Origin of the sequence: Citrobacter farmeri (genome assembly GCF_019048065.1) — a bacterium.
In the GTDB taxonomy this organism is placed as follows: Bacteria; Pseudomonadota; Gammaproteobacteria; order Enterobacterales; family Enterobacteriaceae; genus Citrobacter_A; species Citrobacter_A farmeri.
On sequence record NZ_CP077291.1, the window covers coordinates 4,573,768 to 4,597,665 of the forward strand.

General features: G+C 56.0%; 15 protein-coding genes. 4 read left to right on the forward strand and 11 right to left on the reverse strand.

Going from position 1 to position 23,898, the window contains the following annotated elements:
- Window positions 1-97: 97 nt before the first annotated feature.
- The 3 genes from I6L53_RS21640 (at window position 98) to I6L53_RS21650 (ending at window position 3,748) form a co-directional block, all read left to right on the forward strand.
- Window positions 98-997, forward strand: coding sequence for a LysR family transcriptional regulator (locus tag I6L53_RS21640; protein WP_042323128.1), 900 nt, complete (start codon window positions 98-100; stop codon window positions 995-997).
- Between the two features lie 47 nt (window positions 998-1,044).
- Complete coding sequence (gene yhjD, locus I6L53_RS21645; RefSeq protein WP_042323130.1) at window positions 1,045-2,073, forward strand: inner membrane protein YhjD; 1,029 nt, start codon at window positions 1,045-1,047, stop codon at window positions 2,071-2,073.
- 352 nt (window positions 2,074-2,425) lie between these two features.
- Window positions 2,426-3,748: an MFS transporter gene (locus tag I6L53_RS21650; protein ID WP_042323132.1), complete on the forward strand. Its 1,323-nt coding sequence runs from the start codon at window positions 2,426-2,428 to the stop codon at window positions 3,746-3,748.
- A 107-nt stretch (window positions 3,749-3,855) separates the two neighbouring features.
- Here the strand turns inward: I6L53_RS21650 and I6L53_RS21655 are convergent, their stop codons facing one another.
- On the reverse strand, window positions 3,856-5,916 hold the full coding sequence (locus I6L53_RS21655) for an AsmA family protein (RefSeq protein ID WP_042323134.1): 2,061 nt from the start codon (window positions 5,914-5,916) through the stop codon (window positions 3,856-3,858).
- A gap of 77 nt (window positions 5,917-5,993) precedes the next feature.
- Window positions 5,994-6,761, reverse strand: a complete 768-nt coding sequence (gene pdeH, locus I6L53_RS21660) for a cyclic-guanylate-specific phosphodiesterase (protein WP_042323137.1) — start codon at window positions 6,759-6,761, stop codon at window positions 5,994-5,996.
- Window positions 6,762-6,992: 231 nt separating this feature from the next.
- On the opposite strand from pdeH, the gene kdgK reads away from it, so the two are divergent.
- Window positions 6,993-7,922: a 2-dehydro-3-deoxygluconokinase gene (gene kdgK, locus I6L53_RS21665; protein ID WP_042323140.1), complete on the forward strand. Its 930-nt coding sequence runs from the start codon at window positions 6,993-6,995 to the stop codon at window positions 7,920-7,922.
- A gap of 38 nt (window positions 7,923-7,960) precedes the next feature.
- Here the strand turns inward: kdgK and I6L53_RS21670 are convergent, their stop codons facing one another.
- From I6L53_RS21670 to bcsR, 9 genes are all read right to left on the reverse strand, one after another.
- Window positions 7,961-9,454 carry a M16 family metallopeptidase gene (locus I6L53_RS21670; protein ID WP_042323142.1) on the reverse strand — a complete coding sequence of 498 codons (1,494 nt, stop codon included), beginning with the start codon at window positions 9,452-9,454 and terminating at the stop codon, window positions 7,961-7,963.
- Between the two features lie 222 nt (window positions 9,455-9,676).
- Window positions 9,677-10,963 carry a C4-dicarboxylate transporter DctC gene (gene dctA / locus I6L53_RS21675; protein ID WP_042323143.1) on the reverse strand — a complete coding sequence of 429 codons (1,287 nt, stop codon included), beginning with the start codon at window positions 10,961-10,963 and terminating at the stop codon, window positions 9,677-9,679.
- Window positions 10,964-11,138: 175 nt separating this feature from the next.
- The gene (gene hmsP, locus I6L53_RS21680) at window positions 11,139-13,127 is read right to left on the reverse strand and encodes a biofilm formation regulator HmsP (RefSeq protein WP_042323145.1); all 1,989 of its coding nucleotides are present in this window, start codon (window positions 13,125-13,127) and stop codon (window positions 11,139-11,141) included.
- Window positions 13,128-13,269: 142 nt separating this feature from the next.
- On the reverse strand, window positions 13,270-16,767 hold the full coding sequence (bcsC, locus tag I6L53_RS21685; protein WP_042323147.1) for a cellulose synthase complex outer membrane protein BcsC: 3,498 nt from the start codon (window positions 16,765-16,767) through the stop codon (window positions 13,270-13,272).
- Window positions 16,749-17,855: a cellulose synthase complex periplasmic endoglucanase BcsZ gene (bcsZ, locus tag I6L53_RS21690; protein WP_042323150.1), complete on the reverse strand. Its 1,107-nt coding sequence runs from the start codon at window positions 17,853-17,855 to the stop codon at window positions 16,749-16,751. Before bcsZ ends, bcsC begins: the two co-directional genes overlap by 19 nt.
- A gap of 6 nt (window positions 17,856-17,861) precedes the next feature.
- Window positions 17,862-20,219: a cellulose biosynthesis cyclic di-GMP-binding regulatory protein BcsB gene (gene bcsB / locus I6L53_RS21695; protein WP_042323152.1), complete on the reverse strand. Its 2,358-nt coding sequence runs from the start codon at window positions 20,217-20,219 to the stop codon at window positions 17,862-17,864.
- A 10-nt stretch (window positions 20,220-20,229) separates the two neighbouring features.
- Window positions 20,230-22,851 carry a UDP-forming cellulose synthase catalytic subunit gene (gene bcsA, locus I6L53_RS21700; RefSeq protein WP_042323154.1) on the reverse strand — a complete coding sequence of 874 codons (2,622 nt, stop codon included), beginning with the start codon at window positions 22,849-22,851 and terminating at the stop codon, window positions 20,230-20,232.
- Window positions 22,848-23,600, reverse strand: coding sequence for a cellulose biosynthesis protein BcsQ (bcsQ, locus tag I6L53_RS21705; protein ID WP_042323156.1), 753 nt, complete (start codon window positions 23,598-23,600; stop codon window positions 22,848-22,850). The genes bcsA and bcsQ overlap by 4 nt, the downstream gene beginning before the upstream one ends.
- An 11-nt stretch (window positions 23,601-23,611) precedes the next feature.
- Window positions 23,612-23,800: a cellulose biosynthesis protein BcsR gene (bcsR, locus tag I6L53_RS21710; RefSeq protein ID WP_042323607.1), complete on the reverse strand. Its 189-nt coding sequence runs from the start codon at window positions 23,798-23,800 to the stop codon at window positions 23,612-23,614.
- Between the last annotated feature and the right edge of the window lie 98 nt (window positions 23,801-23,898).

Here is a 23,898-nt window from a genome sequence, read left to right on the forward strand (position 1 = left end):
GTGTTGATTGAGATAAAGCTTATTAGGTGATAGAAAAACAATAAATGTCGCTAATTGCGCATGACTGTTTCATCCGGAACAACAATAGGGTCATAGAATGGATAAAATTCATGCAATGCAGTTATTCATTCGTGTCGCAGAACTGGAGAGTTTTTCTCGCGCTGCCGACACTCTGGGACTCCCTAAAGGTAGCGTATCGCGCCAGATTCAGGCGCTGGAGAACCATCTGGGTACCCAGCTTTTGCACCGCACCACGCGGCGGGTACAGCTGACGCAAGACGGCATGGTCTATTACGAACGGGCGAAAGATTTGTTGAGTAATCTGGATGAACTCGACGGCCTGTTTCAGCACGATCCCACCAGTATTAGCGGCAAATTACGGGTCGATATGCCGGTTGGCGTTGCACGAAATCTGGTAATCCCCCGCCTTCCCGCTTTTTTACAGCAGTATCCGGGAATTGAACTGGAACTCAGCAGCAGTGACCGGTTAGTGGATTTGGTCCGCGAAGGTTTTGACTGCGTGGTGCGAGTCGGCACGCTGAAGGATTCCGGCCTGATCGCACGTCCACTGGGCAAGCTTACCGTGATCAACTGTGCCAGCCCGCAATACCTGACGCGTTTTGGCTATCCGGAAAGCCTTGAGGATCTCGCCTCCCATGCGGTGGTGCACTATTCGCTCAATCTGGGGACACGACCGCCGGGTTTTGAAATCGCCACCAGCAGCGGGACGCAGTGGATAAAAACCGGCGGCACCCTGACGGTAAATAGCACCGAAACCTATCACGCCGCCTGTCTGGCAGGGCTGGGAATTATTCAGGTTCCTCGCGTAGGGGTTCGCGAGGCGTTACGTAGCGGTACGCTCGTTGAGGTGCTGCCGCAGTACCGCGCCTCGCCGATGCCGGTATCGCTGCTTTACCCGCACCGGCGTAATCTTTCACGCCGCGTGCACCTGCTTATGGAGTGGCTGACGGGCGTGATGAAGGACTACGTGGACTGAGACGCTATACTGTCCAGAGAATTAACAAAAGAAGGACGCCTGACCTGATGATGCAGGATAACAACGTAAAACGCCCCACTGAGGAACTTGAACACGATCCGGTGCGCAAAGTCGACACAACCGCAACCGCAGAACACGAGAAGAAAAGCACCGCCAGCGAGACGCTGAAAACGGTCACCACCACCGTCGAAAAAATCCAGCGCATCCCGGTGATTGCGCACCTGCTCCGTGCGGCTGAACGCTTTAACGATCGGTTAGGGAATCAGTTCGGCGCGGCCATTACCTACTTCTCGTTTTTGTCTATGATCCCTATCCTGATGGTGTCATTTGCCGCCGCAGGCTTTATTCTCGCCTCACATCCCACGCTATTGCAGGACATCTTCAATAAAATCCTGATGAACGTCAGCGACCCGACGCTTGCCGCGACGCTGAAAAGTACCATCAATACTGCTGTACAGCAGCGTACTACCGTCGGTCTGGTCGGGTTAGGGATCGCCCTCTACTCCGGGATTAACTGGATGGGTAATCTGCGCGAGGCGATACGCGCCCAGTCGCGGGACGTCTGGGAACGCACGCCGCAGGATCAGGAGAAAATCTGGATCAAATACCTGCGTGATTTTATCTCACTGATTGGCCTGTTGATTGCGCTGATTGTGACGCTGTCGATCACCTCGGTCGCCGGTTCGGCGCAACAGATGATTATCTCCGCCCTCTACCTCGACAGCATAGAGTGGCTGAAACCCACCTGGCGGTTGATTGGTCTGGCGATCTCTATTTTCGCCAACTATCTGCTGTTCTTCTGGATTTTCTGGCGCTTGCCTCGTCATCGCCCGCGTAAAAAAGCGTTGATTCGCGGTACGCTGATTGCGGCGATTGGCTTTGAGGTCATTAAAATCATCATGACCTGGACCCTGCCGGCACTGGTGAAATCGCCCTCCGGCGCGGCGTTTGGTTCCGTGCTGGGGCTGATGGCGTTCTTCTACTTTTTCGCGCGCCTGACGCTGTTCTGCGCGGCCTGGATTGCGACTGCCGAGTACAAGGATGACCCCCGGATGCCGGGCAAAACGCACCGTTGATTCTCACCCTCTGCCGGATGGCGCTGCGCTTATCCGGCCTACAAAACATCGCAAATCGTAGGCCGGATCAGGCGCTTGCGCCGTCATCCGGCAATATGGTCAGGCACTTACTTCCGCATCACCTCACTCATTCAGCATTTAAATCCAGCCCTTAACTTTTATTTAACCAAAAACCAGTTTTATCCACTAATTTTAAAATTGTGTGAAGCATTTCATGGACGAGAAATCGCAGGCATAAACATTATCCGCTTTTTGCCTGATTTTTAACCATGTTGAGCGGTTGTTACAGATTGAAATGTCGCTTTTGCTGTGCGTAATATGGCCGTTCGTTCGCCAAAAATAAGAAAATACTATGCAAGCAACCGCCACCACACTCGATAACGAGCAGGAACATACCCCGGTCAATTCGCGCAATAAGGTCGTCGTCGCCTCACTCATTGGCACCGCCATTGAGTTCTTCGACTTCTACATCTACGCGACCGCCGCCGTCATTGTCTTCCCGCACATTTTCTTCCCGCAGGGCGACCCGACCGCCGCAACGCTACAGTCGCTCGCCACGTTCGCCATCGCCTTTGTCGCTCGCCCGATTGGTTCCGCGCTCTTCGGCCACTTTGGCGATCGGGTAGGACGTAAAGTGACGCTGGTGGCGTCTTTGCTGACAATGGGGATCTCAACGGTGATCATCGGCCTGCTGCCTGGCTACGCCACCATTGGCATCTTCGCCCCGCTGCTGCTGGCGCTGGCACGTTTTGGTCAGGGCCTGGGGCTGGGCGGAGAATGGGGCGGTGCGGCGCTGCTGGCGACAGAGAACGCCCCGCCGCGTAAGCGTGCGCTGTATGGCTCGTTCCCGCAGTTGGGCGCACCCATTGGTTTCTTCTTTGCCAACGGCACCTTCCTGCTGCTCTCCTGGCTGCTGACCGATGAGCAGTTCATGAGCTGGGGCTGGCGCGTACCGTTTATCTTCTCTGCGGTGCTGGTGATTATCGGTCTTTATGTCCGTGTTTCGCTGCATGAGACACCGGTCTTCGCCAAAGTGGCTGCCGCGAAAAAACAGGTGAAAATCCCGCTCGGAACCCTGCTGACCAAACACGTTCGCGTGACGATCCTTGGCACGTTCATCATGCTCGCGACCTATACACTGTTTTATATCATGACCGTCTATTCGATGACGTTCAGTACCGCCGCTGCGCCGGTCGGTCTGGGTCTGCCGCGCAATGAAGTATTATGGATGCTAATGATGGCGGTTATTGGCTTTGGCGTGATGGTGCCGGTTGCCGGCTTGCTCGCCGATGCTTTTGGCCGTCGCAAGAGCATGGTCATCATCACCACAATGATTATCCTGTTCGCGCTGTTCGCCTTTAAACCGCTACTGGGATCCGGCAATCCGGCGCTGGTCTTCGCCTTCCTGCTGCTGGGGTTGAGCCTGATGGGACTGACGTTTGGGCCGATGGGCGCACTGTTGCCCGAACTGTTCCCGACCGAAGTACGCTACACCGGCGCATCGTTCTCCTATAACGTCTCCTCAATTCTGGGCGCGTCCGTCGCGCCGTATATCGCCGCATGGTTGCAGTCCAACTATGGGCTGGCGGCAGTGGGAACCTATCTGGCGTCTATGGCGGCATTAACGCTGATCGCGCTGCTGTTAACCCATGAGACGCGTCACCAGTCACTGTAATCTTTACATGCCGGGTGTGGCGGCTACGCCTTACCCGGCCTACAAACACAACCACTTCCGTAGGCCGGGTAAGCGCAAGCGCCCCCGGCACAACGCAGACCACACCATCACTTCTTCATCTGCGACAAAATCATCCGGCACTGGTTGGCATCCCCTTCCGAGGGTGAAATCAGCGCCAGCAGCGCGGCGGCGGGCGTCACTAACGTCGCCAGCGCCGCAGCTACCGCGCCACGGGCAATCAATGGCCCCGCCTTTACCCCCGCCTGCGGCGACTTAAACGTCCCGCGCACGTACAGTGGCGAACGCAGGGTAATGATGCGGATGCCTTTGCTCTCCGGATCAATGGTCAAATCCAGCTGTTCTGAAGCAAAGCTTGCCGTCCCGGTGACGTTGATCAGCGCATTTTCGGTATCGAAAGCGAAAATTTGCGGACGCGCCACGCCGTTCACAATATCGAGATTCGCCGCCGCACAGTTGACCCGCACTTCGTCATCACCAAAGATCTGCCCAACAATGTAGTTCCCGACGTTCAGGCCGACGATCTCCATCAGGTTGCGGCTAATCAGCCCGTCGTTCATCAGCAGTTTCAGGTTGCCGTTGCTGTTGCCCAGCAGCGCCGCCACGGAATTTCCGCTGCCACGAAGTTCGGCATCACCGTTCATTTCACCCAGCGTTTTCTGCATCAGTTCGACGTTCGGCATCAGTTCTTTCAGTTTTAAACGACGCGCCTGAATATCTGCGCGCCCCTGCATCGGCTTTTTGTCGCCTTCCAGATGAATCGTTGAACTGATGCTGCCGCCCGCCAGACCAAACTTCAGCGGTTGCAGGCGCAGGTCGGCATTCCGCAGAATAATGTGGGTTGAGAGATCGCTGATGGGCAGACTGCTGCCATGTTCAATACGCCGCCCTTTGAAGCGCACGTCGGCGTCCATCACGTTCCACTTGTCCGTTTCGAAGCGGTCATAGGGCAGCACTTTGTCCGCCGGCTGTAGACGCTTTTCGCCCTTTTTCTGTTCCGAGCGCTTCGCCTTCTCCGCACCTTTACCAGAGTCAACGCCGATCAGCGGCCCCAGATCTGCCAGCCTGAGCTGACGAGACTCCACGTCGCCTTCCAGTTTCGGACGCGGTTTCCCCGTCGTATAAGTCAGGGAGCCATGAATGTCGCTGTCGCCGATTCGTCCATTGAATCCCCGGTAATCAAACACCGAAGACGTACTGGAATCGATTTTCGCCACCAGCCGACCGTCCGTTTCGAACGGCGGCGTATCCGGCAACAGTACCCCCGTCAGGTCATACAGTTCGCCCAGCGAGTCTCCGGAGAATTTCAGTTGCAGATCGACGCCACCCATCGTCATCGGATCTTTAACCACGCCCTCCAGCGCCACCCGGGTATTGCCGGAGCGTAAATCGGCCTGCACCGGAAACGCTGCGCCTTCGCTACGCAGCGCCAGCATACCGCCCATTTTTCCCGTTCCGGTGAGCGGTTCGCCGTTGTATCGTCCCTGCGCCTTCAGGCCAAACACATAATCGTCGACCTTCGCGTTATCGCCTTTCGCTTTGCTTCCCGTCACTTCACTGAACGGTAACGGCTTGCCCAGCGGATCAACCAGGATCTCGATATCCGCGTTGCTGACCTTATCGTCAATAGCGATCCGCCCCTGATCGAAGAGAATCGTGTCCAGCCGGAAAGACCAGTCAGACGGTTTAGCATTGGGATCTTTGTTTTCTGCGCCTGCCAGGTCGAATGTCCAGTTATTGTTTTTCTCGGACAGGCGAATCAACCGCGCATCGGGTTTCACCAGTTTGATCCACGGCAGCCAGACGGTTTTGCTTAACAGCGCCAGCGGGGCGAGCGTCGCTTCAATGCGGGGAAGGTGCACCATCGTCACCTCAGGAATATCGGGGGGATTGCCGAGGATAATATCTTCAGCATGCACGTGCGGCCACGGCACCCAACTGCGCCAGCCGGTCTCCTGCTTTTGGCGCTCCCAGACGACACCCAAATCACCACGAATGGCGAACGGTCGGTTAAGTTCGGTAGAGACTTTCTGGTTGATGGTCGGTTTGAGGCGGTTCCAGTCAAATGTCGCTATTAGTACGATAACGACAACGATCAACAACAAGAAAGTCCCTGTTATCGCAGCAGTTATTTTTCCGGCTTTAGTCATAGTTAGCGTCCTCACGTCTTCCCTTGCCTGTCCTAAAGATAGTCCAGCCAGACGGAGTTAGCGGAAACTGCCGGTTTTTAGAGTGACAGAATGACCTCATCGAGATGGGAAAATGGCACCGGACGCGACAGAAAATAGCCCTGTGCGGCAAAGGCAGGCGAGCGTTGTACATCGCGCCACTCTTCCAGCGTTTCCACCCCTTCAACGATCACACCGCGGCAATAGCGGTTCATCAGTTGCAGCAGCATCGTGAAGAGATTGCGCCCCTCAGGCGTCTGGCGAAGCATCACGAACAGTTCACGCGAGACTTTGATGTAGTCATAGCGGACCTCGTTCAGGGCAGAGAAGTTGGCCATCCCGGTGCCAAAATCATCCAGCCACAGCGGACCAAACTCGCACATGCTGGCAAAGGAGGATTCTTTTGGCAGATGAATATGTTCTACCAGCTCAAAACGCAGCCACGGCATCCGTTCAATCATCTGCACAATGGTGGGCTGCTGGCGCATGGTGAGCAGTGTCGGACCATCGACATTCACGGAGGCCAGTAATTCATGACGCTGGAAAAAGTCAGCCTTCTGCTCCAGCAACTGAAGTTGTTCTTTGACGATATCAATGCGATGGCGCACCGCCACCCCGGCAAAATAGCGGTCAGGCGCGATGCGTTGGGTTGGGTTGTCCGGATGCGTCACCACCGTCAGCAGCTCAACCGCTAACAGGCGGCCGTTGGTCTGGTAAATCGGCTGATAAGTGTAAGCACGATCACACTGCAGCCAAAAGCGCCGATCCTGCAAGCTTTCAACGCTCGCCTCGGAATTGCTTAGCTGCTGGATAACCTGGTTTATCATCTCAGATGTCCCGTGATTAAGTGTGTTACCGCCCCGACTCGTCAAAGGTTATCGGCCTTCGGACGGAGAACTTTATGTTCAGTCATGCGCAAAATCGAAAACGGTTTTGTAAAAATCAACGCAGAATACGGACTGGCTCAAAAAAAATTTTGGAACGTTGTTTTAATATGGTTGACCACCTCACACCCACAGCGCACACTAACGCTAACTTTTTTAAGCAGGTTCACGACTATGTCCAAAAAGATTGCCGTGATTGGCGAATGCATGATTGAGCTGTCACAGAAAGGCGCAGACGTTCAGCGCGGATTCGGTGGCGACACATTGAATACCTCCGTTTACATTGCCCGTCAGGTTGATGCTGCGGCGCTCTCCGTGCACTACGTCACGGCACTGGGCACGGACAGTTTCAGCCAGCAGATGCTGGAATCATGGCACGGTGAAAACGTGGATACCTCGCTGACGCAGCGCATGGAAAACCGTCTGCCGGGCCTCTACTACATCGAGACCGACAGCACCGGCGAGCGGACGTTCTATTACTGGCGTAACGAAGCGGCGGCAAAATTCTGGCTGGAGAGTGAGCAGTCGGCAGCCATTTGCGAAGAACTGGCAACCTTTGACTATCTCTACCTGAGCGGTATCAGCCTTGCAATCCTGAGCCCGTCCAGCCGCGACAAATTGCTGTCGCTGCTACGCGAATGCCGCGCCAACGGCGGAAAAGTCATTTTCGACAACAACTACCGTCCGCGGCTGTGGGCCAGCAAAGAAGAGACCCGGCAGGTTTACCAGAAGATGCTGGAATGCACCGATATCGCCTTCCTGACGCTGGACGACGAAGATGCGCTCTGGGGCGTGAAACCGGTTGAAGAGGTGATCGCACGTACGCATGCCGCGGGTGTGCAGGAAGTGGTAGTGAAACGGGGCGCGGATTCTTGCCTGGTGTCTGTCGACGGTAATGAACCGATCGACGTGCCTGCGGTGAAACTGCCAAAAGAGAAAGTGATCGATACTACCGCCGCTGGCGACTCGTTCAGCGCCGGGTATCTGGCCGTCCGTTTAACCGGCGGCGATGCCGCCGAAGCCGCCAAACGAGGTCACCTGACTGCCAGCACCGTCATTCAGCATCGCGGGGCGATTATCCCACGCGACGCCATGCCGCAATAAGACTTTCCCCCCTCCCGTCAGGGAGGGGGGAAAATTCACTACTGCGCCGCCGGAATATCCGTCACTTCCGGATGCACTTCATCCGTTTCAACTGGCGTCGCCGCTGCCGCAACCGGGGCCATAATCTGTTCCCACGTCGCCTGCAACTCCTTCATGTTGAATTCCGGCTCACCTTTCGGCTGCAGCAGAATCAGCGCCATATCCTGTGATAACTGCTGACGCAGATCCTGATTCAACATCTCGACGGTCAGGCTGTTCAGGAAATCCTGGCGCAGGCGCTGATACTGTTCGGGCGCGATATCCACAACCTGATTTTGCAGCGAACGCAGGCGCTGACCGATCAGAATATCGGTATCAGTACGCGCGTAGGTCGCAAACAGTTTCTGTAGTTCCAGATTCTTTTGTGCCACCAGCGCATTGAACTCTTCTTCCGGCAGACCGTTATCACGCACTTTCGCCAGTTCACGCGCGACGGTGCTCAGATTGGCGGTGACCTTGTCGTTTGGCGATTCAATGTTGACAGCACACTGGGCGCGCTGGAACAACACGCGGCAGTCAAAGCCAAGACCAATATCTTTCGCATTGCTCTTACTCAACGCCTGCTGAACATGCCAGAACAGCGCCTCACGCGCTAAATCCGCGCGCCAGTAGCGCAACAGCGCGGCGGACTCGCGAATCGGCTGCCACGGCGTATCCCACATCACAGAGAGACGATCCTGGCGCACTGCATCGGTCATAATGCTTACCGCCTCGGCACGCAATGGCGACAGCGTCGGCACGGGCGCAGGCGTTTCACGCTTACCTTTCAGCTCACCAAACGTTTTGTTGATTTGCTCAGCCACCGAACGCGCATCGACGTTACCGACGACAATGAGCGTCATCGCATCCGGGGTATACCATTTCTGGTAGAAATCATGAACTTTCGCCGCATCCACCGGCATTTTCACCGGCTCGGCAGGATCGTGCCCCAGCAACGCCGACCCTTTCAGGCGATAGCGCCACCAGCCCTCTTTGGTATCGACGGGTAACGTGGTGACCATGTCTTCCGTACTCAGGGCATGATTCACGACCTCAGGGGTGATAGTCAGTTTGCCCATCGTGTTCGCCAGATAGTTCAGCGACTCTTTCAGCAGATCGTTGCGGTTATTGGGCAGGCTAAGGTTGTACTGCGTGGAATCGTAAGAGACCGTCACGGGCGGCATCGGTCGCTTAGGGTCAAATCCCTGCTGCCACAGTGAACGCGCCTGTGCGGCATCGAGGCCGCCACTCTGGGTTAACGCAATACGGGGAATAAGATGACTGAAACCGCTCTGTTGAGTACTTTCGGTGAGCGAACCGGTATTTACCAGCAGACGGACCTCGATACGGTCGCTGGGGCGCTGCGGAGTAGCTAACACTTGCCACTGTAAACCATTTGCCAGCGTCCCCTGTTGCCATGCCGGGTCAGGCTGGAGCGCATCTGCCTGCACATAGCCAGCAGTGGCCATCATCAGCAAACCGCCCGCTATAAGTCGAATTTTTGTGCCCTGCATGTGAACCCCTGATCAACAATCCTGGTAATAAAAAGACAATCCCGGTTGGGTTTGCCTGAATATGACGTTAAAAACACTTCGTGTTAGACCGCAAGAACATGAAAATGTCACGGAAGAAGTGAAATAAACCCGATACCTCCATGGTGAAGGATTCGGGCCCAGGGGTCAATTATGCGCAGGAGCCCGCAGCCCCACAAGGGACTGCGGTCATAAGTGTCGAGATTAAGAGGATATTTCGTGCGTTTTGCCTTCAGGTGCACGATTATTCAGCACATCGTCAAGCTTCTTGTGGTCCAGTTCCTTCACCCACTTCGCCACAACCACCGTTGCCACGCCGTTACCGACCAGGTTGGTCAGCGCACGGGCTTCAGACATGAAGCGGTCGATACCCAGGATAAGCGCCAGACCGGCAACCGGCAGATGGCCAACCGCAGAAATGGTCGCCGCCAGCACGATAAAGCCACTTCCGGTGACGCCCGCCGCCCCTTTAGAGGAGAGCAGCAGAACCACCAGCAATGTAATCTGATGGAAGATATCCATATGACTGTTGGTGGCCTGGGCGATAAACACCGCCGCCATCGTCAGGTATATCGATGTCCCATCAAGGTTAAACGAATACCCGGTGGGAATAACCAGCCCCACGACCGACTTGCGACAGCCAAGTTTCTCCATCTTGTCGAGCATACGCGGCAGCGCAGACTCGGAAGAGGAGGTGCCCAGCACGATCAGCAGTTCTTCACGGATATAACGAATAAATTTAAAGATGCTGAAGCCTGTGGCGCGGGCAATTGAACCCAGTACCACCACCACAAACAGAATACAGGTGATGTAGAAGCAGACGATCAGTTGTCCCAACTGCACCAGCGTACCCACGCCGTATTTACCGATGGTAAAGGCCATCGCCCCGAACGCCCCAATTGGTGCCAAACGCATGATCATGTTGATGATGCCGAAAATGACCTGCGAGAAGCTTTCAATGACGTTGAAAATCAACTGGCCTTTGCTGCCCAGGCGGTGCAGGGCAAACCCAAACATCACCGCAAACAGCAGAACCTGCAGGATGTTACCGCTGGCAAAGGCGCCAATGACGCTGCCCGGAATAATATCCATCAGGAAGCCCACGATTCCCTGGTCTTTTGCCTGTTCGGCGTAAATCGCTACCGCTTTCGCATCCAGCGTTGCCGGATCAACGTTCATCCCGGCACCAGGTTGCACTACGTTAACGATGATGAGACCAATGATCAGTGCAATCGTACTGACAATCTCAAAGTAAAGCAGCGCGACTGCACCCGTACGGCCCACCGCTTTCATACTTTCCATACCTGCAATGCCAGTCACGACAGTACAGAAGATAACCGGTGCGATGACCATCTTGATCAGCTTAACGAACGCGTCGCCAAGCGGTTTCATTTGTGCGCCTAATTCAGGGTAGTAATGGCCAAGGAGAATACCAATGGCAATTGCTGTCAGGACCTGAAAGTAGAGGCTTTTAAACAGAGAGATTTTCATAGGGTGTCCTTGAAGTAAAAACCACAGGTCTTGTAAGGTTTTGGTTAACCTGCGGCCTTAAAATAACACCCAGACAACATGGCAGAAATGCACCAGGATCATAATTGAAACAAAAATGTTAAAAACCTTGAGCTGGCTCGCACAAGCCGGGCCTTTTTAAAGTATTGTAATCACGTCAATTGTGCTTCAGATAACGTTCTTCGAAGGTTTCTGCGGGTACTGCGCGGGCATAAAGGAAGCCCTGAGCAATTTCAACGCCCGCCTCCGCCAGCCATTCACGCTGTGCTTCGGTCTCGACGCCTTCCGCCACCATCTGTAGATTCAGACTACGCGCCAACAGGATAATGGCCGAGATCATGCTGTTATCTTCTGGCAGGCCATCGACAAACATTTTGTCGATTTTCAGCACGTCGACTGGCAGGGATTTCATGTGCTGGAGCTGGCGTAGCCCCGCGTAGCCCATGCCGAAATCGTCGAGTGCAATACGCACGCCGGCGTTGCGCAGCGGACGCAGTATTGCCACAGCGGCATGGGGATCGTCGATCCGCCGACTCTCTGTTACTTCAAGAATAAGCGAACCTGGCTGGATACGGTAACGGTTTAACAGCTCCAGCATGTCTGACACCATATTCGGGTGCATCAACTGGAGTGCCGACAGATTGACCGACAGCGGCAGCGTGATCCCTCGTTCCTGCCAGGCCGCAAGCTGGCGGCAGGACTCCTCCAGCACCCAATGACCCACGGTGACCATCAGGCCGCAGGACTCAATCCGCTCAATCAGTCCTTCCGGCAATTCCCAGCTTCCGTCCGGCTGCTGCATGCGCAGCAACGCTTCCGCGCTCACCACCTTGCCACTGCTCATCTCCACCTGAGGCTGTAACCACAGGGCAAAACGGTGGTTGTCCAGTGCGGTAAGAATATCGCTCTCTTCGGTTAGCCGCTTCTGGGCCGCAGCCATCTGCTCAGGGTCGAAGAACTGAATCTGGTTTTTGCCCTTGCGCCGGGCGGTAAACGCCGCAGAGACCGCACGTCCGTAGAGCTGTTCGGCACTGAGATCGCCATAATACATCGCCACGCCAATGCAGCAGCTTGGGCGAAGTTGGATCCCCTGTACCGGCAGTCGTTCATTGATGATAGTGAGTACTTGCTGACCTAACGTGATCGCATGCCACGGCTCTTTGACGCCATGGGCGATAATGGCAAAATCGTAACCGCTGACCTGTGCGAGCACCATTCTCGGCGACAGCACCGATTTTAGCTTCTCCACCAGCGTCAGTAGCAGAATCTCGCGCTGCGCTTCTTTCAGCACACCGGCCGTATCGCGTAGCGTTTCACAAGTGACAATCATCAGCGCCGTAGTCTGCCGACGCGCGACAACCTGCTCGAGCAGCCCCATCAGGAACGCTTTGTTTGGCAGTTCAGAGACCGGAAAACGCATTGCATTGTCCGTCTGCTCTTCACTGTGACGCTGGACCAACTGTTGATTGAGGTTGTAACTGCGCACCAACAGGCCAATCTCATCGTCATGGTGCAGACGCGGCAACGCCAGCTGATGTCCAATCAAATCCTGTTGTGGAATGTTATTCAGCTCGCGGGCAATTTTGCGCAGCGGGTGCAAAATCAAGCGATTTACGCACCAGCTAATGGCCACCGTCAGCATCAGGGTTAAAAGTAAGTAAATGGTCACTAACGTAGACAGCGTGCTCATCACAAACTTATACATGCGGAATGAGTCGGCCTGGAGCACCAGATATGCCAGCGGCTGCGGATTTGCAGGACGCTCAAGCGAATAGACGGGCAGCGAGATCTGCACCGGCAGTTCAAAGAGTCGGGTCACCATCACCGGCACGGGTCGCTCAGGGATAAAGCTCATGCGCAGCGCCTGAAACTGGTTCGGTAGGACCACATCGGCCCGTTGTACCACCCCGGCGGGTTTGATACTGGCGAGAATCGCTTCGGCACCGGGAATATCGGCTTTTAAAATTGAGGCAGACAAAGGTTCACGTACAGAACGGGCAATACTTTCCAGTTGCGTCGCCGTGTTATAGCGGTTCTGCTGTACCAGATGAAACAGCAAAACGGTACAAAACAGAAATACAAACACCATGACAACGGCAGCCACCATTGCCATCTGTTTAATTGTTAACGAGCGACTGACGCGCAATATTGTCTCCCCCGGATATCCCAGATTGCCGCCCGAGTATACCCGATCGCGGCGGCATTAAGAGAGGCTGTATCTGAAAAGGATTTTTCCGATGATTGGCTGGCGGATAGCACAGCGCTTATCCGCCCTGCGATCATAACCCTTACCAGTCCGCGTACGGCACCAGCGGCTGCGGCGGCAGATCCATGTCCCCTTGCCATCCTGCGGCGGAATAGCGGACATACAGTAAAAAATGGCTCGGGGTATAATCCTTCGCCTGTTGAATATCAACAGCCGTCCCGATAAACCAGTTAGACGTCACCCGACGCTCGATCAGCGCCCGCGCGGTGTAACCAAAGCCCTGGCTGCTGCCCCCTCCATTCGTTTGATCGCTGGCCTCTTGCTGGTAATCCGTCGGAATAAGGTTCAGCAGTGGATAACGCGGCATCGTTTTAGTACGGGAATGTGACCAGGATACAGAGCCCCCCAGTTCCCAGGACCAGTTTTCTGTCCGCTGGCGCCACATTACCGGCACAGCGAAAGACAGATATTCTTGCGGGCTGTAGTAGCCGCCGTGACCCAGAGAATAACCGCTCAGGTCTTTGTCGTAGTGCCAGATCATATTGTTCAGACCCACGGTCACGCGACGGTTATTCTCGTTGATGATTTTGTAGTAATAACCGGTCATCCAGCGGACACGCCAGTTATCTTCAACATTCTTCCCGGTTAACCGATCGGCGCCAAGTGAAGCCCAGACGCCGTTGGCTTCGCCTTTGTCGTAGCTGAGACTAATCCCACCGCCGTCAGCGCGGACGCCGCCCCATTTCTTACCCGTATTGATGTCGTTGCTGTCACCGTTGTGGCTCTGCGCATCTTTCTGTCCGCCAAAGGCCAGCAGAGAACTGGAAATGGGTCGACGGTGCGCGTTCAGGGTATAACCCAACGGCCCAATGTCATTGCTGTAACTGACGCCGCCCACCACATCGACAACGTTAAAGCCCATCGGCGTAGTACCGATATCCCAGCTCCAGGTGTCATTCTTCCAGCCAACGGCGACGCTCGCCCCGGTATCTGACTGGCTGCGGCTGCCGCTACAGTCTTCCAGCGTACAGGTGCCCCAGTTATTGTCATAGCGGCCATTCGCATCGGTTGAGAAGCTGCCTGCATTCATGTTGACCAGATCGGTACGGAAGAACATGCGACCGTCAGAATACGGCGCATCCACATGCAGCATGGTGGTATGCGCTTTCAGATCGGAATAACCGCCGGTGCCGCTCGATCCCCAGTAGTCATGCTCCAGCGTGACGTTCAGATCCTGCTGACGATATAAATCCGCCGCATCGCTGCGCACGCCGCGCTTCAGCCAGTCATCTTTCTCATCGTTACGGGTCAGACGGGTAAAGGTATCGTTATCCTGCGGACGCGTTGGGGTGATGCCGGACGCCACCATCGCGTCTTTGTACGTGTCGAGCGCTTGCTGAGGCTCACCGCTCTGCGCCTGAAAATTCGCGGCGTCACGGAGTACCATCGCGCTTTCCATCGACGGCGGCTGCGCTTTGGCCTGCGGAATCAGCGTATTGAAGGTCTGTGTTGCGGCGGCGGTATCGCCAAGCTGCATCTGGGCCAGCGCGATCCGCCGCTGCATGTTGATCGACGGAGTCTGCGTCGCCGGCAGTTTTGCCAGTTGCGCTCGCGCGGCAGGCTTGTCGCCCTGGGCGATGTACACTTCTGTCAGCCCCAGCATCGCATCGACGTTGTCCGGTTCGCGCGCCAGTACGGCGTCGTAATCACCTCGCGCCGCATTGTATTCCCCGCGCTGCTGCGCCCAGTCGGCCAACGTTAAGTCGAGACGGGTCGAAGCAGGCTGTTGGCGTAACAGCGCTTCGGCCTCGGCTTCCCGGCCGCTGTCGCGCAGGCGGTTAGCCGTTTCCAGCACCTGGTTGCTCTGCAACCGATCTGCCAGTTCCTGAATGTTGCTGTTCCACTGACTGCGCGGCAGGCTATTGATATGCGCCAGCGCCGCCCGATCCTGATTATTGCCGGACAGGTACAGTCCGTACGCGTAAACCTGTTCCGGGTCATTTGGTTTCTGACGCGCCAGCGCGCTCATCTGTGCGTCAGCCTGGCTACGCTGCCCGGCCTGCCACAGATCGCGTGACAGCCGATAGGTTACCCAGACGCTGCCCGGATCCAGCGCCAGTCGACGGCGTTGCAGTTCCGCCGCTTGCGCCCAGTTGCCCTGGTTCTCCAGCGCTTCAGCCTGCTGCGCCAGGCGATCGTTTTCCAGACCGCGTTCAATGTCATCAATACTGCGACGCTGACTGGCAGAAAGCGTGGCGATAAACGCGGAGGCTTTCTCCGGCGACTGCGCGCGATAAAGGTTTGCCAGACCGCGTACAGCATTGGTGTTACTGCTATCCATGCGCAGCGTCTGCTGGTAGTAGCGCTCGGCAGCCGGATAATCTTTCCGCGCCATTGCCGCATCGCCCAACCCCAGCACTGCGTAGCTGTCGGTATTGTCGATGTTTCTGGCCTGCTGATAGAGGCGCTCAGCCTGATCAACATTGTTGGCTTTCAGCGCGGCGTCGCCCTGCTGAATCGCCAGCCAGTAGCTGTTCACTTTCAGCAGGCTTTCCCACTTGCTGCGACTCCCGCTTTGCGGATCCATCGCCAGCGCTTTCTTAAACTGCGCAACGGCGCTGGCACGATCGCCACGCTGAGAATAGGCCTGCCCCAGCGCGCCCACGGCTTCGCTGTCGCTTTGGTTGGCTCTCACCGCCTGCTGTAATTCAGAAACCGCCCGTCCGCCTTGCCCGGCTTCGACTGCCGCCAGACCCTGCGCACGTGCGCGGAATGTCGGATCGGAGAGTTGTTTTTGCTGTTCGCTAAGCTTACTGCGCGCAGCGGCTACGCTGTCCCCTTCACTGAAAACCGTGAGGTATTTTTGCAGCGCCTTCACGCTGGCATCGCTGACCGGCAGATCCTTGATCTGCGTGTACCAGATATTGGCTGCGGCATTCCGCCCGGAGTTGGATTTCGCCATCTGCTCCAGAATCACAAAGCCTTCAGCCGGACGATCGTTATCAAACAGCAATTGCGCCAGCATATTTTGCAGCGTGTTATTGCCCGGACTGCGGGCGTTAATCGCCTTCAACTGATTGATCGCCTGATTACGACGGGCAGGAATTTTTGCCACCGCGCTCCAGTACTCGACTTCCAGGTCGCCTTCCGGCGGGTTGCCCTTGAACAACTTATCGTAGGCGGCAACCGCCTCTTCAGCATGCCCGGTCGTCGCCTGGAGGCGCGCCTGCTGCAACGACTGACGTCCGTCCGGCGTCGCCAGCAACATGGTGGTTTGCGACGATTTATAGGCGTTAGAACTCGGCGCTAACTGAGAAAGTCGGTCGAGCTGCTTCTGCGCGCCGTCGTTATCACCCTGACGCAGCATGTAGCGAAAACGGGCGGCGACCACCTCCGGATTATTCGGGTCAATCAGTTCGAGGCGATAGAGCGACTGACGCACCAGATCTTCACGGTGCGTGGCTTCGCCCAACCGCACCTGCTCCAGCAACTGCTGTTGCGCCGACGGCGCGGCGTTGGCAAAGGGCATCAGGGCAATGCCGAGTGAGACCCCGAGTAAACTTAATTTGAACTTGCGCATTCCTGGCCCCAGTCAGGTAGTAGCTCACCTTTAGCGGTGAAGCGATAACGATGCTGATCCCAACCTTGTCCGAAGAGGGTTAGCACGTAGCTATAGTAGGCATCGCTGCCAGGGAAATGGTCTGTCACGCGCTGTCGCTGCACCGCTTGTGCGTCGCGGTTTTGCAGGAAAGGCAGTAAGGCTGCAGAAAAGCCCACCGGGCCATTGCCCTGGGCTTTGCCGCTGGCGACGTCCACTTTCTCCGGCGGGAGACCGTTTTTAGTTGTCAGGGTTGCCATCGGTTTAAATTTTGCCAGCAGCCGCGCTTTCTGCGGGTCGCCGTCATGCATCATGCCCGCCCACAGGTAGACGCGAATCGCGTCGTAACTGCTGACCAGCGTTTTCTCTGGCTTCAACTGCCAGCCTTTGTTTTTCTCGTAACGGACCCAGTCTGGCGAGAAGCCTTTCGGTGCCGTTTCCAACAGCAGTCGCTGGTTGGTTTCGCGTAGCGTGGACCACGGTGCGCCGAAGCGGGTGAAATACTGCGCCAGTTGCGGCGGCAGATAGCTCGGGTTAAAACGCCAGGAAGTGGCATCGGCAAAACCGATCCTGCCGGGTAACAGCATGGAGCCCAGCCCCGGCACCGTTACCACTTCTTCGCTGGCAATCCGTTTCAGCAGGGCTTTTCCGATGTCGGTATAGCGCGGTTCCTTCCACAAGCGTCCCGCCTCCAGCAGCGACCACGCGATCCAGATATCGCCATCAGAAGCGGAGTTACTATCCAGCACCGCCCAGGTGGAGGGATCTTTCTGTCCCCACAGCCAGGCGGGCAGATGCTCCTGCAACGACCCCTGCGCGAGGTTGTTCTGCGTCCATGCCAGTAACGAATCAAAAGCCTGGCGATCGTTGGCGGCGAGGGCAAAGAACATCGCATAACTTTGCCCTTCCGAGGTGGTGATTTTGCGTGCGTCGCTGGGGTCAATCACCCGCCCTTCCTGACTGATGTAATCCTTTTTAAATTGATCCCATGCGGGCCAGGTACAGGCCGCCTGTACACTCAGCGCGGCCAGCATTAACACCATGACTATCCCACTACGCAACGCGTTCATTATTTATCACTCATGATCCGGATCGAGACGGCGGCGACTGATGATGCGCAGCAGACGCCACAGCACCCAGGCCAGTAACACCACGCTGATGGCCGCCAGGACTGCCAACAGCACCGGATGGTTGGCCAGCGCGTACCACAGACGTTCAAACCATGGCAGATGACCTACGTAGTAGATATCGCCGACGCGTAAACTGCTCACGCCAGATTCTCGGATCACGGAGACGGAACCAAACATTGCCGCCCGTTTACCGCTGTCATTGATGGCCTGGTTCAACAACTCATAGCCGCGCGGACTGTCTGCCAGCAGTGCAATCACGCTACGCTGATCGTTGAACGGTGACTGGAAGCCGACAACCGCCGCCATCGGTCCACTTGACGTCACTGTCGCCTGCGCATCCGCTTTACGGTCGGCTTCATCCGGCATGATGCTCGGGAATGTCGTCTGACGCATCGGGGTTTTCACCCAGCTCTCCGCCGCCTGGACTAACAGGTCGATACGCTTGTCGTCTTTCAGTTTGTCCGGGATCGACCCGATAATCAGAATGTCAGCCTCTTTGCCCTGAATCTGGCTGCTGTCATCGGTGATAGTCAGGTTAATCGCCGGGAAGCCAGTTTGTGCGCCAATGGTCGCGGTGGCATCAAGCAGGGTTTCCATCTGCGCTTCGTTCGGATTTTTCGGCATCACGGTGATGGTTTCCGACAGATCCGCCATACGGCTGAACGGGAAGCCCGCGTTCGCAAACGCGCGCAGATCCGGCATCGCAATGAAGTGGTAGTACTTCGAGAAGTCGATGGTGGAGTCGTCACCAATCACCACGTGGTTTGGCACCGGCTGGAAGGTAATACAGTTTTCAATCGAGCCGCCCGGCATCGGGTTCATGTATTCGAAGTCAAACCGCAGTTGGTTCATCGCACCCAGCTTCAGCGCCGGGATGGCAACATCTGTTTTCCCGTCCAGCAGCCCTTGCAGCACCGGCAGACGCAGCAGCAGACGGTTGCTCTTCTCATTGCTGGTCAGGCTAAAAGCTTGCAGGAACTGGTTGTTCAGGCTGATATCCATGCGCGAGCTGTCTTTGGTCGGCGGCGTGGTGTAACGGTAATTGAGGTTCATATCAATACCGGTACTGCGCAGCAGATAGAGATCCGGCGGCAGGTTCAGAGAGACGTTGATGGCGGCAGGTTCCATCCCGGTAGACTGCAACTGCTCTTCATAAGTTTTCAGTTCGCCGAAGGTCACCGGGCGATCGGTACGGACCCAGTTTGGCGCATCATACGGTTTACGCGCCAACAGCGGCTTCACGTCGTTCACTTCCACGCTGCTCCCGCGAAAGAGAATGTTGCCCTGGGCAATCCCTTTCGCCGCCTGCAGCAGATCGTTATCGTCACGACCAAACACCACCAGCAGTTTCACGTAGGGGTTATCCGGATGACCGATCATTTCGATAACCGGCGCTTTCACCGGCGGATGTTCACGCAGGAAATCAGGGCGTTTGTCATTGGTGGCAAAGACGATTGCATTACGATCCGGCAGCGCGTTGTACAGCACCGGGAAATGCTGACCCCGCCAGCCCGCCCGTGAACCAAACCAGGAAGAAACGATCGACGCCGCCTGTTGCAGAGTACGATCTGGCGCTCCGGCAAAGACCATTGGCAGCGTCACTGCACGGTTATCACGCGGATCGAAAAACGGTACCGGGAAGTGTGAGAGATCGTTTTGCACTTCCAGCGTCTGGTAGGTGAGGTTCAGCACGCTGCTGCGACCGACGTCCAGCCACAACGTACTGCTGGCCGGGTTTTCACAAACCTGCTGATAGTGGCCAACAAACTCCAGCCGCACGCGGTTAAAATCGGTGATAAACAGCGGGTTGATCGGCATTTGCGCCAGCGTCTTTTTACCCAATTGTTCCTGGGTGACCGGCAGCACGCCCATCAGTTCATCGTTCAGGTAGACCTTGAGCTGCGACTGTACTGGCAGCAGTGAGGGCGATGGCGTGTACTCCAGATTCAGTACGGCTTTAGAGACCACTTCATCACTGCGCATGCCAAACTCAATACTGCCGTTTGGGTTCACACCACGCAGCACCATGCTGCCCGGCGGCGGCGCGATCTGCGCAAAAGTCAGTTTCACGTCACGGGATGGACCATTCTGCGCAACAATCGGCGCATCGGCTCCCGGTACGCCCGGCATCACCTGACCCACCGGCTGATTTGCATCTGCCGGTGCAGGTTCGGCCGCAGCCGGGGCCACGGTTGGCTCAGCATTTATCAGTGGTTGCGTTGCAGGCGTCGCATTCGTCATGAAAGAAGGGATTGCGCTCATCCCCATTGCCACTGCACAAATCCAGGAAAGTTTTCTTTTCATCGCGTTATCATCATTGTTGAGCCATAACCTGATCCGGCTGTTGCACCGCCACCTCGTCCTGCTCCGGACGGCGTGGAATGAACGACACAATCCAGGAAACCAGAGAAGTCAGAGACCGGAAAATTATTTTGACGGAAGACGGGGAGAATTCCGCAAGATGGCGATAGCCACGGAAACCCAGCTTCAGAATATCCAACAGGCTTTCCAGCGGCTTATCTTCCGGATAGCTGTCCTGCCAGAGCGCCCATGTATCGGCACGGGCAAAAGTACACTGCACAAAATCGATATGCTGTTTGGTGGTCAACGGCATCAGTTGTAACCCCACCTGTTCACCCCAAACGCGCGCCACCTGCGTCGGGAAGACATACTCCTGCTGACCGCGCTTGAGCAGTAAATTCACCTTCTGCCCTTCCAGCACCTGAGCCTGGCCGTTGATCTTGATCCCCAGACCGCCATCGGAGAAATCATGGACGGTGCACGAGAACAGGTGTCCATCTTCACGGGCAATCGCGGCTGGCATGGAAATTTCGACACGATGTGAGCGGCGAACCTGTTTACTTTCAACCGACACCGCCACCGCGCCGCCGAGGATAATCAGGTTGTAGAACACCCACACCAGGCTGACGATAACGGTCAGCATTTCATTTTCCGGTCCGTAGAAGTAACGCCAGACGCCCACCGCCACGCCGAACAGGTTGATCAGCACGAGGTAGATGTACGGACGGGAAATCACCCAGTCGACATACTCTTCTTCAACCAGGCCACCCTTCGCGGTAACGTTAAACTTCCCTTTGTGCGGGTTGATCAGCGCCACCAGCGTCGGCGGCGCGATATACCAGGCCAACACCGTTTCGTAGATCTCACTCCAGAAAGAGTGGCGGTATTTGCCCTGAATTTTCGAGTTGGTCAGGCTGGCGTGAATCATGTGCGGCAGTACGAACAGCGCAATCATCAGCGCCGGTGCATAGATGATATAGGCGTGTAGTAGCAGGAACGCCAGCGGGGCGGTCAGGAAGATCAGTCGCGGAACACCCGACAGGAAGTGGAACATGGCGTTGACATAACATAATCGCTGGGCGAACTTCAGCCCCTTGCCGGTCAACGGGTTGTCGAGACGGAAAATTTGTACCATCCCGCGCGCCCAACGAATACGCTGACCGATATGGGCAGACAAACTTTCGGTCGCCAGCCCCGCCGCCTGCGGAATACGCATGTACGCGGAGGTATAACCGCGACGGTGCAGACGCAGCGACGTATGCGCATCCTCCGTTACGGTTTCAACGGCAATACCGCCGATTTCATCCAGCGGTTTACGGCGAATCACCGCACAAGAACCGCAGAAGAAGGTGGCATCCCACATGTCATTACCGTCCTGCACCAGGCCGTAAAACAGCGTGCCTTCATTCGGCGTTTTGCGAAAACGTCCGAGGTTACGTTCAAACGGATCCGGCGAGAAGAAGTGGTGCGGCGTCTGCATCATCGCCAGATTCTTGTCTTTCAGGAACCAGCCCATCGTCATTTGCAGGAACGAACGCGTCGGCACGTGGTCGCAGTCAAAGATCGACACGAACTCACCTTTGGCATATTTCAGCGCGTTGTTAATGTTCCCGGCTTTGGCGTGTTCATGGGTGGTTCGGGCGATATATTTCACCCCTACGGTCTGGGCGAACTGGCGGAACTCTTCGCGTCCGCCATCGTCAAGGATCCAGATATTGAGCTTATCTTTCGGCCAGTCGATACCCAGCGACGCGTAAATGGTGTTTTTCACCACGTGAAGGTCTTCGTTATAGGTTGGCACAAAGATATCGACCGTCGGCCACAGCGACATATCTTTTGGCAGTGGCACCGGCTGGCGGTTCAGCGGCCAGACCACCTGGAAGTAGCCCAACACCAGCACAATCCACGCATAGGTTTCGGCAAACAGCAGGATCAGCCCGCAGACCAGGCTCACCGGGTCATCCCAGTTCAGCGTGGAGGTATAGCGCCACCAGATATAGCGGCACGATACCGTCAATGACAGCACAATCAGCATCAGCGCCGAGAAGCGGCCCGGCATACGGCGCACAATCAGCGCGACGCCCCACAACAGCATCAGGAAGATAAATTGCGCCAGCGGGTTAAACGGTTGGGTGACACAAATCAGCGCCAGAATCAGCGAGAAAGTGACGATAATCCCGATGATAAAGCGACGCGCGCCGGGGCTCAGATGGCCGAGTTCTTTTTGTTTATCCAGATGCGTGGTGTTCTGCGTCACACGTCCCGGTAGTGCGTCCATCCACTGGTGGTAACGCCCTACGAAGCCTTGCATACGGGAAAAGGTCCGCCAGCGGGGCTGCGACGTCTCCTGACGCGGCGAGGACGCCATCAGCCAGAAGGTCTGAATCGCGTAGCGGGCTGGATCTAAAGGCCGCGGACGCGCGGCGTTAATATGGGGATAGAGCGCTTTGCGTTCGGCACGGATCCGCTGCCAGCGCGGATGCTCCAGTGGGATAAAGACCCACGCGAGAATCACCCACAGACAACCCAGCGCCGCGCTAAAAGGCGACGCGCCATGACGACGATAACCCTGATAGCGCTCGCTTAAGCGGGCGCTGACCGGTGGGATAAGCAACCACCGGGACAGGACACTCATGATACGCTCCCGACAGGAGTTTCACGGCCTGAGTAATGTAATAAACACCAGTTTGCCAGCGTCAGCACTTCTTCTGCGGCCAGCGAGTCACTACGGTATTCACCCAGCGGTTGTTTGGCTGCCATGCACTCCGCCACGGCTTCATCGCGGTGAACCACCATCGGCAGCAGACGACGTTGACTCTGTAGCCAGACCTGGTAGAGATCGTCCTGTAACTGGCTGCCCACACGTAAATCATTAATCAGAATATGCGCACCCGCTGGCAGCGACTGCTGATGTAAACGGACATGGCAGTTGGTGTCAGCTTTGACAATCGCCAGCGTGTGGTCACACTCATTAACCAGTTGCCGGATCAACGGCGCGGAACCTGGAGGCAGGTCCAGTAAAATCCATGAGTAACGTCCACTCTCTTTCAGAGCACGAATGCCCGCCGCGATGTCACCCAGTCGTTCCAGCCAGCGGTCGGGGTATTCACGCTCCTGAGCCGTCAGTTGACCAAACGGCAGCAAATCAAGTTGCGAGGTATAGCGCATCCCCCCTTCCCGCCAGTCACGACCATCAAGCATCGCTCTGGCCCAGCCGTCGCGATGGCTGAAATCGACGTTGAATGACAGGCGCAGCAAATTATCGGGGCAGGTATCAACAACCAGTACGTTTTCCCCTAATAATTGCAATGACCAGGCCAGCGCAGCAGCGATCGACGTCGTTCCTACCCCGCCCCGTATGCCCTGAAGTCCCAGAATGGCCATCCACGGCTCCCTTATTGTTGTTGCGCAAATTCAGCTAACAGCGGCCAGCGTTTAATCGCGGCGGCAAGCTGTTCACGCTGGGAAATATCGGTGTAATCAAATTCTGGCAATGAAAAAGCCTGGCTTAATGCCAGGAAATCGTTTTGAAAGGTATAGCCCAATGTTGAATCAGTTTGCGTGCCGGGTTCGTTGTCAGACATTTTTTTATCCCTTTGAATAGACTCGCCATGCTTCAAACATTTTTTCTGTTCGCATTCCGCTCTGTTCCCATCGAAATTCGATAAGGTCAAATGTTGTT